The organism is Leuconostoc carnosum, from assembly GCF_007954525.1.
GTDB classification, from domain to species: Bacteria; Bacillota; Bacilli; order Lactobacillales; family Lactobacillaceae; genus Leuconostoc; species Leuconostoc carnosum.
Genome location: NZ_CP042374.1, coordinates 158,628 through 170,719, shown reverse-complemented (window position 1 = coordinate 170,719; position 12,092 = coordinate 158,628). Strand labels below are relative to the sequence as shown.

At 32.9% G+C, this 12,092-nt stretch carries 15 protein-coding genes; 2 read left to right on the top strand and 13 right to left on the bottom strand.

Annotated elements, in window-relative coordinates:
* Nucleotides 1-222: 222 nt before the first annotated feature.
* Together msrA and FGL89_RS00780 are read right to left on the bottom strand one after the other, a co-directional pair.
* Nucleotides 223-1,050 carry a peptide-methionine (S)-S-oxide reductase MsrA gene (msrA, locus tag FGL89_RS00785; protein ID WP_014974351.1) on the bottom strand — a complete coding sequence of 276 codons (828 nt, stop codon included), beginning with the start codon at nucleotides 1,048-1,050 and terminating at the stop codon, nucleotides 223-225.
* A 68-nt stretch (nucleotides 1,051-1,118) separates the two neighbouring features.
* Nucleotides 1,119-1,676 (bottom strand): TetR/AcrR family transcriptional regulator, encoded by a 558-nt coding sequence (locus FGL89_RS00780; RefSeq protein WP_147000262.1) that lies wholly within the window; start codon nucleotides 1,674-1,676, stop codon nucleotides 1,119-1,121.
* Nucleotides 1,677-1,817: 141 nt separating this feature from the next.
* On the opposite strand from FGL89_RS00780, the gene FGL89_RS00775 reads away from it, so the two are divergent.
* Nucleotides 1,818-2,951, top strand: coding sequence for an alpha/beta fold hydrolase (locus tag FGL89_RS00775; protein ID WP_014974353.1), 1,134 nt, complete (start codon nucleotides 1,818-1,820; stop codon nucleotides 2,949-2,951).
* Nucleotides 2,952-2,971: 20 nt separating this feature from the next.
* Here the strand turns inward: FGL89_RS00775 and FGL89_RS00770 are convergent, their stop codons facing one another.
* Entirely contained in the window at nucleotides 2,972-3,973 is a 1,002-nt protein-coding gene (locus FGL89_RS00770; protein ID WP_014974354.1) for a S66 family peptidase, read from the bottom strand.
* 178 nt (nucleotides 3,974-4,151) lie between these two features.
* Between FGL89_RS00770 and FGL89_RS00765 the strand changes: the two genes are divergently transcribed.
* Complete coding sequence (locus FGL89_RS00765) at nucleotides 4,152-4,652, top strand: GNAT family N-acetyltransferase (RefSeq protein WP_147000261.1); 501 nt, start codon at nucleotides 4,152-4,154, stop codon at nucleotides 4,650-4,652.
* 114 nt (nucleotides 4,653-4,766) lie between these two features.
* On the opposite strand, the gene FGL89_RS00760 is transcribed toward FGL89_RS00765, so the two are convergent.
* From FGL89_RS00760 to FGL89_RS00720, 10 genes are all read right to left on the bottom strand, one after another.
* On the bottom strand, nucleotides 4,767-5,402 hold the full coding sequence (locus tag FGL89_RS00760) for an NADPH-dependent F420 reductase (protein ID WP_014974356.1): 636 nt from the start codon (nucleotides 5,400-5,402) through the stop codon (nucleotides 4,767-4,769).
* A 230-nt stretch (nucleotides 5,403-5,632) separates the two neighbouring features.
* Nucleotides 5,633-5,794 carry a hypothetical protein gene (locus FGL89_RS08585; RefSeq protein ID WP_014974357.1) on the bottom strand — a complete coding sequence of 54 codons (162 nt, stop codon included), beginning with the start codon at nucleotides 5,792-5,794 and terminating at the stop codon, nucleotides 5,633-5,635.
* A gap of 135 nt (nucleotides 5,795-5,929) precedes the next feature.
* Nucleotides 5,930-6,292, bottom strand: a complete 363-nt coding sequence (locus tag FGL89_RS00755; protein ID WP_014974358.1) for a DUF1304 domain-containing protein — start codon at nucleotides 6,290-6,292, stop codon at nucleotides 5,930-5,932.
* Nucleotides 6,293-6,760 (bottom strand): MarR family transcriptional regulator, encoded by a 468-nt coding sequence (locus FGL89_RS00750; protein WP_014974359.1) that lies wholly within the window; start codon nucleotides 6,758-6,760, stop codon nucleotides 6,293-6,295.
* A gap of 232 nt (nucleotides 6,761-6,992) precedes the next feature.
* On the bottom strand, nucleotides 6,993-7,424 hold the full coding sequence (locus tag FGL89_RS00745; RefSeq protein ID WP_014974360.1) for an Rrf2 family transcriptional regulator: 432 nt from the start codon (nucleotides 7,422-7,424) through the stop codon (nucleotides 6,993-6,995).
* Between the two features lie 132 nt (nucleotides 7,425-7,556).
* Complete coding sequence (locus FGL89_RS00740) at nucleotides 7,557-8,408, bottom strand: NAD(P)H-binding protein (protein ID WP_014974361.1); 852 nt, start codon at nucleotides 8,406-8,408, stop codon at nucleotides 7,557-7,559.
* A gap of 194 nt (nucleotides 8,409-8,602) precedes the next feature.
* Nucleotides 8,603-9,058: a free L-methionine (R)-S-oxide reductase MsrC gene (locus tag FGL89_RS00735; RefSeq protein ID WP_014974362.1), complete on the bottom strand. Its 456-nt coding sequence runs from the start codon at nucleotides 9,056-9,058 to the stop codon at nucleotides 8,603-8,605.
* Nucleotides 9,059-9,270: 212 nt separating this feature from the next.
* Nucleotides 9,271-10,725, bottom strand: coding sequence for an MFS transporter (locus FGL89_RS00730; RefSeq protein ID WP_014974363.1), 1,455 nt, complete (start codon nucleotides 10,723-10,725; stop codon nucleotides 9,271-9,273).
* 64 nt (nucleotides 10,726-10,789) lie between these two features.
* Nucleotides 10,790-11,074, bottom strand: a complete 285-nt coding sequence (locus FGL89_RS00725) for an ArsR/SmtB family transcription factor (protein WP_041773210.1) — start codon at nucleotides 11,072-11,074, stop codon at nucleotides 10,790-10,792.
* A 137-nt stretch (nucleotides 11,075-11,211) separates the two neighbouring features.
* A complete protein-coding gene (locus tag FGL89_RS00720) occupies nucleotides 11,212-11,694 on the bottom strand; it encodes a MepB family protein (RefSeq protein WP_014974365.1) in 483 nt (160 codons plus the stop codon).
* Between the last annotated feature and the right edge of the window lie 398 nt (nucleotides 11,695-12,092).

Below are 12,092 nucleotides of genomic sequence, written 5' to 3'. Positions count from 1 at the left end.
CCCCATACTGGGCTCTTTTTTAATTACTCCTGTTGTTTACTGCGTTTCGTCAAGAACTTTAGGCAATACTTGTTCTTGCACATTATGAGTCAATATATAGTAATTTCAACCTTTTTGAATCGATTTGGTATTTGTTTCTTGATAAACTGTGGGAGAAAAACCAACCATTTATTTAGCGTCTCTCATGAACAAACAAATATAGAGATACCCTACTAAATCATACTAATTTTCTTTCTTAAATAGACGGCGAACAGTATTTTTTGATCGTAATAAAAATAAATATAATCGTCTTGATCGCTTAATTTTTCGATAACGTTGCGTATTCTTTTTATAAAAATTCTGATGAAAATTCTCCGCAGGCCAAAACACCGTTGCAGATTTAATTTCGACCACAATTGGTCGTGAAAAAAGTTCAGCATCAATAAGCGCTTGTTTTGATTGCTCAGCAATTTGACGTTGTTGGTCATTATTTACAAAAATAATTGGTCGATAATTCTCGCCCCTATCATCGATTTGGCCTAAATTATCTGTTGGGTCAATTAATTGCCAATAAACATCTACTAGCTGTTGATACGTTATGATACGACTATCAAATAGGATTTCTACAGCCTCCACATGGCCAGTATTTTGACTGAACACCTGATCATAAGTTGGTTGTTGTAATGCACCACCTGTATAACCTGAAATAACTGCTTTAATGCCAGGTCGTGTATCAAACGGCTCTACCATACACCAGAAACAGCCACCTGCAAAAATAGCACGTTCCTGATATGGTGGGTCCTTTTCATCATGTAACTTGACTTGATCATATGAATCTGGTTGTGACTGCCCAGTTATTTTGAGATAAAAATCCATGACATCAGGCGTTAAATTATTTCGAATAGCTAATGGTTGCAAATCAGATTTTAATGTATCGATTTGCGAATTAAAAGTAACACTAGCACGCTTATCTTTGGCCTGCACCATTATCTCTCGTTCCCATTCCCTTGTTGCTGGATTCAAAATTAAATTATAAATATCTTGTTGAATTTCATCAGGATTTAAAGCCATACTGTCATTCTCCTAAGTTTTCTTAAAGTGCCTATGTGACACTTATCAGTACCTAATATGCCTTACGCTCACTTTAAAGAACTTGACATATCGAGCAACTTTTTTCTAATATTTTCAACAAAACTTAGCGTGTCATTATCAATGCCGTGTTCAAAAGTCCAATTTAGCGTGTCAAAAACTATACTAGCCCCAAATTTAGCTATTAATTCATTATGTCTACTGTTTGATTTGTTAATCAAATATTTTAACCAGTATTGATAAAGTATATTTTCAAATTTATTTTTTAAATTGTATCCAGGTTCATCAATTGAAAACAATGTTTGAATGATTAATTGCCTATCGGTCAGCTCATTATAAAACTGTACAATTGTCTCTTCAAAGTGTCCTGAAATTAATCCATCAAGTCGTTTTTTGACAATTTGTTCGAACACTAGAATTTGTGTATCAACTACTTGAGCTAATAAATCGTATTTATCTAAATAATGTAAATAAAATGTAGAACGGCTCGTTAACGCTTTTTTACAAATGTTTTCAACAGTAATTGCATGCAATTCTTTTTCATTTAGTAAGTTAATAAATGCGTTTTCAATATTTTGCTTTGTTTTAGTTGGTCTGATATCTGTCATACAGAACTATCCTTTTCTGTCCATAAATAGACATTTCAAAATATAATGTCCATTTATGGACATTATCAATAGCTTTGCTAATTGTTGCCCCTCACTCTTTTCATTATAATAAAATTATTAAATAAAGAAAGAGGTCTGAACATGTTTTACGAATATGTCAAAAATAATCAACAATGGAATTTACAAATCAATCGACAACTTGAAGAAATCAAGGAAAACCAGCAAGTTAAAGATGATTTACAAATAGCTATTCCAAAATTAACAAATGCGGATTCTTGGTACCAAACTTGGTTTACATTAGGAGAAACCAGAGAACAAAATGGTGATTTTACACTTGCTTGCGCCTATTTTGGACTGGCACAATTCTATTTAAGTCAGTATGATACTAATAAAAAAGAAGTTGTCCATCGTTATTTAGATAATTTCTATCGTTCTCATACAGAAATTAATTATGAAAATTATGAAGTGCCTTATGAAGGTAAGTATCTACCAGCAATAAAAGTCAATATTAAAGCTAACGCTAGCAAAACATTAATTATCATCAATGGTTTTGACAGTTTTATGGAAGAACTTTTAATTGCGATTAATTTCTTTCAAGGTTTAGACTATAATATTATTTTCTTTGATGGTCCTGGCCAAGGACGTGCATTAATTGATAATGATATTAAATTTATATCTAACTTTGAGAAGCCCGTAAGTGCCATAATTGATTACTTTGCTTTAGATCAAGTCGATGTTATGGGTGTTTCATGGGGTGGCTATTTCGCTGTTCGAGCTGCAGCCTATGAAAAACGAATCAAAAATGTTATTTGTTTTGATTTTTTCTACGATGGATTAAACACTTTCCTAAAAGATTTTTCTCAAAATGATCAGACAACTATTCGCCAATTATTAAAAGAAAATAACAACGTCAAATTAAACCAATTAATTACGCCTTTAGTTGAAGTTAATTCTAACCTTAACTTCCTGTTTACAAAAGGATATGAAAATACCGGCACAAACACGCCCTACGCGCTATTACAAGAAATTGAAAAGCACACCATCAAAGGTATTGGACATTTAGTTAATCAAAACGTGTTATTACTTGCTGGAAAAGATGATCAATATGTACCATTTAAAGATTTAAAGTGCGAGCAGCAAGAATTAATAAATGCAAAATCACTCGAAACTAAAATCTTTACCAAAGAAACTGGTGGCGAACAACATTGTCAAGCTGGGCGATATGATTTAGCATTAAAAGCTATTCAAAAGTTTTTATTGGCTCACACTGATTAAAGACTTAACCGCCATCTGAATCATCCTTTTAAAACAGTGATTGACACATCATTCTTTTTTTCGACATCGAGTGATACTTCACCACCTAATGGGAAGGTAAATATAGGTTGAGTATGTCCAAAATCAATATCATAAACAACAGGAATACTTTTCAGTATTGGAAACTTGTCTAATATAAACTTAATATCAGATGCAGACATTTTATTTTCAGTTGGAAATCTACCAATGATTAACCCCTTTATATCCGCATGTATTTGTAAAATCTGGGCAAGTTTTCTAGAAAATTCAAGTGCTTCGCCACCCTCAGATTGCTCTACGAAAATGATTGGATTTTTAATTTCAGGGAAGAATACTGTACCTGATTGCAGACAATATGTTTGTATATTCCCTCCAGTTGTCACGCCCCTTGTGTGTCCATGATTGTATATTTTCCACTTATTTGGCATAAGATGCCGTGGTAAATTGGGGTTAAACCACTTATCACTAGTCCATAAATGACTTGCACGTAATTCATAGTTTGATTCAGTCATTGCTCTTAACCATTCTTTGGTTTGAAAATCCTGTAACTCATCCATCTTAAATGATGAGTAGCTTGGACCATAGTAGGTAACTAGTCCTGTTTTAGCTCTAATAGCATTATGCAAACTAGTAGTATCAGAATAACCAACAAAAACTTTAGGATTATGTCGTATAATGTCCCAATCAATATATGGTAACAGCTCATTAGCATTTAAGCCACAGATTGTTGTCATTACTATGGCTACATTTTTATCACAAAACGCTTCATGTAAATCAGCAACTCGCGATTGGATGGAACTTGAATGAAATTGATCAGTTTCTAAAATATGCTTACCAAATGTCACTTTAAATCCCTGATTTTCCAACCGCTTTTTAGCCAATAAGTTCTCATCAAAACCACCAACCCGATCAATTGAAGAACTGGGTGAAATGATACGTATTTCATCACCACGTTTGATTTTTTTAGGAAAAATATAAGTCATCTTTTTACCTTTCACAGTCATTTTGTCAAAATTTTAACACAATTCATCAACTTAGTAAACATGATATTTTTATAATAAATCATTATATAGCCATTATTTAATCTGGATTCATTTATAATAACTTTATTACTTTTAATAATTGTTGTTTTTCTAATGTGGTATGATGATTATAAATTTCTACATTACTTTAGGGGATAAAATGACATTTAGAGAATTACAATTAGCAGATGAAACGATTTTCAATAACTGGATTAAAGATTGGAAACGAGAAACGAAAAAGGTTTCAATAGCAACATCGTTGGATTCCACTTTTTCGCAATACTTAATCAATCTAGAAAAAATGAAAACACACAATGTCAATCACCTTGTGAAAGCTACTAATTACTTTTTTATTGAAGATAATATCATCAAAGGTGGCGTGTCGGCTCGATGGGATTTAAATGATCATTTACTGAAATTTGGCGGACATATAGGGTATGGTGTTTCACCAGCTTGGCGTAAACAAGGTGTTGCAAAACAAATGCTGAAACTCACACTTGCTTTTTATAAGGCACGTCATATTTCTCCAATTTTGATTACAGCTGAAATATGGAATACAGCCAGCCGTAAAACAATTGAATCCAATGGTGGTATTTTGGAAAATATTGTTAATGAGCCTGATACAGATAAATATTGGTGTCGCTACTGGATTGATTTATAGTGATAAATTTCGAATTATAACGTAAAGAATGCTTTAAAGTAACTTATCCGAACAAAAAAGCAACACACATCATAGGTGTGTTGCTTTTTAATAATTACAGGAACTCAAACTATTCTATTTAACGCTGTCGAGCGTAGGTACAGCCCCATTTAAGCCACCCATTTGATGTAATGCACCACCCACTTCAATATCAAGTGCTGATTCATCAACCGTGCCGACTAACTTTGGCGCAAAGCCAGCGTTAGTGATAAGTTCGCTGACCTTGTCAATAGCTTTTGACGTATCGGCAGCGAAGTACAAAATAACTTGGCTATCTTGATAATCACCACCAGCTATAAGTGTCTTAGCATCTAAAGAACCAAATGCTTTTGCATATAAAGTATCTGCTAATAAAAGTTTTTTAATTTCAGAACCTGCCGAAACCCCATCGGGTAACGTACGACTCATTGTGCCAGTTGCATCAAACGAAATCGGATTTGATGGGTCGATCACTAACTTACTTGCAAGTTGTTGCTGGTATTTTTCAATCAATTGTTTTTCGTCAGCGAAGAAAATCGCCAATATGATGGTATCTGCTTGATCAATAGCTTCTTCGACCGTCACGACAGTAGCATTGTCGCCAATTTCATCAGCTAAATGCTTGGCTTTACTTACCGTACGATTTGCGAGTAAAAACTGCTGCCCATGTTTTGATAAATTGGTTGCAATCGCGCGACCAATATTTCCTGCACCAATAATTGCAATTGTCATTTTATTCTCCTTTTACAATAGTCTCTTTTCTAAACTTCTAATTATTACGACATCAAAACTATGTTTCCATTTACATCTTAAACGTAACACCAATAATATAAGCTGGCAAATAATTTGCTTTCAGCAATAATTAACATTAAACTTGGTATCTAACTATTGTCACCTATCATTAGTATCCTTGATATCATACATTAACTGGCATAAGTCTAGATTGATAGCCTGTTAGTACCTTATGACTCATTTTTCTGAGTAGCTTGCCGATAATATGTTTTGGAGGTTTGTAAATAAATGAAGTAATAAATAATAATTACTGCAATAACTGTTAAAACAGTTGTTGTGTAAACCACAGTCCCAATGGTTACTCCAAATAATTGCAAAATTTTATGAATCATTAGGCATTGCAATTACATTGATGATAACTTACCATAAACACACTAAAAAAGAGTATTTTATCTAAAATACTCTTTTGATTTATTATTACACCATAACAAAACATCTAGTCATATTCTAGTGCCTATTGACAGTCATTAGTTCGTCATAAACAAGGTAATTAAAGCAATTAAAGCTGGTAGCCCTTGAACAAAAATAATTTTTCTGGCAGCTGTCAAACTGCCATACACCGCTGCAATTAGAATGAACAACATTTCCATCTGCAACATTAAAATTTGTTGTGGACCAGTCAACATTAACATTGTACTAATAATTAACACACCTAATAAACCGTTGTAAATGCCTTGGTTAGCTAATAACGTCTTCACTTCTGGCATTTCCACAAATGACTTATCTAATTCAAAAGATTTTGCTTGCATTGCCGATGAACCAAACATCTCAATGAACATGATTCCAATAGCCTCAACGGCTACCACAGTTGTAATAATATACGCAATCATTTATTTTCCCTCTTTTACTGTTTCTTGTTCTTGTAACATTTTTTTCAACACTAAATTTAGTGCTTTGTTTATTTCAAGTACATCTGCAATTGATCGACCGCTTTGACGTATTAATTCATCACGCATAATAGTCACTTCAGACAATATTTTTTCAAATAAAACTGTCTTGTTTTCAGCTATCTCAAGTACTTTGCTGCGCCGATCTGTAGTATTTTGTGTCTTGACAACCCATAACTTGTTAACAAGCTTATCAATCACCGGCGTTAAGGTGTTACTAGACAACTCCAGTTCAACACCAATGTCCATCAATTTGACTGACTGACGCTTATGAATAATAAGTAAACACATATATTGTAAATATGATAAGTCATATTTGTCTAAAACGTACTCATATAAATGGTGAAAATACCGATTGGTATTATATACTGATAAGCATAACTCATCATATAGATGTTCATCTTGAACCATATATGATTACCTCCTAAAATATTATATCGTGTACGACATATAATGTAAACCATATCACTATGACATAGCAAAGATGAATATGTTGAATCGTATCAATTATTTTTAAATCATACCCCCACAGCCATGACTCTTTCTTATGACACAAAGTGATTACTCAGATTACTCATCACCCAATTACAAGCCACTTCTCTACTTGATATCTTTAAAAAATTTCCGATATTGGTCAACTAGTTCATATATTAGCGTTATGCTGAGCTAATATATCGTCAACAATGGATTTTATAGTTATTTTTTTCATTTCATCATGCGCTGTTGTTTCAATATCACTATAAATAACATCTAATGTACTTTGAATATTCGCGCCGACAATACAGTCTGGATTTGTTTTGGAATCAATATGTAGTAAATTGTGATCCATCGTAATCGCCATATAAACATCATAAACGCTAATATCAGCAATATCTTGCGCTAATTGTGGTGAAGCAGTCCCTTGCCGGGTTATTATTAATGATGCTGTTCGTAAATCACTCATTAAATTACGTACAACACTAGCATTTGAACCAATACTATCAGCTATTCTTTGACTAGAAAGATCATCATTTTCATAGATGCTTAGGAACGCCAATATATGTATTGCATCACTCAACTTATAAGAAAACCGCATGTCTACCTCTTTTCTTGATTTGTTCACTTTATAATACTTGACAGTATATTATAACTTTTAGTTATACAAAAAGACATAACTTATAGCTATGTCCTTTACTTGCTTTCAAATAATCACATTAAATGATACATTTTATTTTTCTAAAATCTCTTGAATGGCATTAGGTAAACGCTTGAGATTATGTCCCAATACATCAACTAAATCTGTACTACTTGTTTCCAGTGAGCCATCATCAATAGGTTTTTGAAACGAAGTAAACAAGACGGCAGTATCATGATCTAATCCTGTTTTCTCTAACTGCGCGGTATAGTCGCTAGCTGGCATTTTAACAATTTTAACATTCTGATTAGTAGCCACTTTCAATGCCTCACCTAAATCATTAAAGTTTTTCGCCGGACCCGAAAATTCATATACTTCTTTATTTTCTATCTGCGTAAGCACTTTAATAGCACCTTCCGCATATTCACGTTCAAGCGCCCAACCAGCATGGTTGTCCGCCCAATACGCTGCAATGTGATTAGCAACACCACTACTCAAGAAGCCAATTTCATTTTCAATATACCAATTATTTCTTAAAAATGCATGAGGGATGCCTGCTGCCTTGATAGCATTTTCTGTTGCTTTATGATCGCTAGCTAAAAAGCTAGAAGATGTCTCAGCTTTTGGAAAACTTGTGTAGGCAACAAACTTCACATTGCTAGCAGACAAAGCTTTAACCATATTGAGATGTTGGTCAACGCGTTCAACTCTTCCGCCAGGTTGAGAGGAAATAAATAACACACGGTCAATCCCTTCCAAAGCAGTGATCATTTGATCCACATTATCATATGATGCTTCGCGTACTTCAACATTACCAAAAATTTTTTTTGCTTTATCTAAATCACGAGCAATTAGGACAATCTCCTCATGAGGTACTGTCTTAAGTAGATGAGTAACAGCAGCTTGACCAAATTTACCAGTGGCAGCAGTGATAGCATATTTCATAATTTAAAAATCCCTTTCTATAACTAACTTGTTGTTTTTAAATATACATGTATTATAACATATCCTCCTAGAAACATGTTAAACAGTTAGATTTAGTACAAGTCTTACAAGCTATGACGTTATTTCAAGCACAAAAATAGCAACTGATATATTAGACCACTTAATATATCAGTTGCTGTTTCTATTATAAATTCTTAAATATGTTGTGCTAGTACTTGCGCTAACTCTTCAACTTCATTTTTATCAATTTCAGTAAAGCGATCTAACTCTGGTGAATCAATATCAATAACGCCATAAACTCGTTCATTCTTATATATTGGAATAACTAATTCAGCATTACTGTCTGCATCACAGGCAATGTGTCCCGTAAACTCATGAACATTTGGAACCATCATACTTTTTTTATGAGCAAAAGCCGCCCCAACAACACCGGTTCCAGGTTGAATATGCATGCATGCTACTTTACCTTGGAAAGGACCCAAATCCAAGACTTGCGTTTCGGTATTATAAATATAAAACCCTGCCCAATTGATATTTTCATAATTTTGAAATATCAAGGCAGCTGCGTTAGATAGATTTGATACCGTGTTGTTTTCATTTTCCAGCAATGCTTCCAACTGTTGACTAACCAAACTTTGAATATCACTCATAACTCTATGTCTCACTTTCCAAAATGACAGTATACTTATTATTTATAAGTATACTAACATACATCGTATGTTAAGTAAATTAATCGTTAATTACCCGTTTTCAAAAGTTGGTATTCTTTATCTTGCTATTCCAGGTAAATGACTGTGATTAGTTCTAATTAGCTATACCTCACTCAATTGACCTGTTTCTCTGAGGTCGTGTTTTATTCTCACTATTTAATTGGTTCTGCATTTTTATCCATAATATTGAGTATCAAAACAACACCCAAAATAATCAGCACGATTAAAAAAACATTGTGCAAACCTGATAAAATGACACCATTCAACAAGCTAATATGTTCTGACTTATGACTACTGCTGATATAATTATTTACCATTGAAATATTAATTACTTTTACATTGCTTAATTGATGATTAATCGTCAAATTGAAGGTCAGGCCAAAAATACCGGTAGCTAAGGTTTGCCCTAGCGTCCTTCCTAAAGTCAGCATAGCAGAAGCCGTTCCCAAATGTGACTGATCTACGACGCGTTGTGAAATCAAAGTATTCATGGTAATAATAATACCCAGTGATGCACCTGTGATACCAGAAATCACGTAGAAAATTGATTGTGTCACTGTTGATTCTATAAATGTTAACGGTAGATAAAATAGAACCATTATTAAAATGAGAGCGATTGAAATATATTTAGGTGCCCATTTCTTCATTAAAACACCAACAAAAAAAGATGATATCAGCCAAAGAACCGGACTAGGCGTAACAGTTAATCCTGCAATGGCAGCACTAGCTTTATAAATAGCTTGTAGCCACATTGGAAAATAGGTCTGAAAGCCTATCTGAATAGCACTTAGTAATAACGCAGTCAAAATTTGTATCGTAAAAATATTATTTTTGAATAATGCTAAAGGAATGATTGGATCATTGGCGTGTTTCTCTATTCTGACAAATAGTACAGCAAATTCGATGAGTAAAAATACCATTATCCATATAACCGACTTATTTAGATTAGTTTCGCCTAAACCTTGAAACAACAATAATGTCGTTATTAGTAATCCTGATAATGCTATAATCCCCTTGTAATCAATAGATTTTTTAACACAAAATTGCTTATCTTCTTTGTAATTAAATAAAATAATGACAAAAACTAATATACCCAAAGGTATATTTATAAAAAATACCCAATGCCAACTCAATTGATCAACAATGTAACCACCAATTAATGGCCCTAATAAAGCAGAAATTCCCCACGCCGTATTATTTAATGCTAACATGGTAGTCCTTTTTTCGTAAGGAAACAAGTCAGCAATAATAGTAAAAGTGATGGGTATGATCGCTCCAGCACCAATACCTTGCAGCCCTCTAAAAAATATCAACATAATCATCTGATTAGATAACCCGGAAAAAAATGAACCCACGACAAATATGATGATACCAATTAGAAAAATACTTTTTCTACCTATACGATCTGCTAATTTTCCATAAATAGGTGTTGACAATGCAGTGGTTAATAGATAAGTTGCAAAAACCCAACTTTGCATTGATAGGCCATCTAGCTGACTTACAATTCTTGGTAAAGCGGTTGTAATAATAGTCGTTTCGACAGATGTCATAAATGTAGCAATTAAGACCGCCACCATAATAAACATTATATTATTTTTTTCTTTCAAAATATCCCCCAATTATCATTCGGTTGTTTCACAACAATCGAACTAAAACCTAAAAATAAAAGACTCATAAAGAGTCTAAAAACCCAGGTAAATATTTATTAAAATTTTGATAATTAAGAGATAGGTATTTACTCTGAGCCGCCCTCCTTGTATGAGTCAACCCAACAGCACGCAACATTTTAAAATGATATGACACTGTTGATTTACTGATATCTAATTGCTGCCCTATCTCCCCACAGGTCATTTCACGATTAGCAATATACAAAGTTCTAATAATACTTAATCGATTAACATCTGAAAGCGTCTTAAAAATTTCTGCTCTTTTTAAATCTTCTTGTTCTATCATCATAGAACTAGCATAACTCTCAAAGTCATATTTTGTCAATAATTCATATTGTGTTAATTGTTCCTGAATAAACAAAATATTAGTTTTTTGACTAAATTCAACCAATAATATATTTTAAAATGCTATCAATTGTCACCACTTTATTTTAGAGAATATAGTACATTTATTTTTTCGGTTAGATCATCATCTTTAACATCAACAAAATATTGACATTGCCATGCTTGTGTTTTCTGAGCACTTGAATTCAAATCTTTGATCCACGATGGATAGACTCGCATAGCCATTTTACCTACCTTATTGGTATCTGTCAAAACATGCCGTTTGCGTAACTCATCCTTTGGTATGATAAATTGCCCTTTTTGTTGATCGTCATCAATGACTATAATTAATTTATCAGGGCTATTATTAAGTTGAAAAGCGATATTTTGATTATTAGCGTCTTTTTCCCAGAAAGCAACAAAATATCCTTTCTTTTTTGGAGTCAATTTTGCTAATCGACTTCTAAACGTTGTCTCACCAATCTGAAAAGTACACCCTTCATAATCTGCGTTTTGAAGTTCATAGTTAAGATTTTTGAGGGACTTTGTTCCCACTAATTGTGTTATCTGATCTAGCGACTTCATGTTATTTTAGTTCCTCTTTTCTTAAATTTAATAGCTTGCATGGTAAGAAATTTCATTAGTGAATATTGCTTATTTTTAATTATCAGTAAGCATCACATTAATAAAATTCTTTTCAATCTACATCCAAACACGCTCGTAATCTATCTTCCGAAACATTTTACCATATCATACCTGTATCTTGTACTTTATTTTTTGGAGCTTGACCGATACTTAAAATCTTTGTGCTTTTGACTACCAAAAATAAAGACTCTAATCCGAATTTTAACTACCCCCTATCCACCCCTTTTTCATCAACTATTGATATCTTTTTTTCGATAAATTACTGTACCATTAATAATTAAATTATTACTGTTAAAAACATTTTCTAATTAGATAGATACATTAATTAGCAAAATACA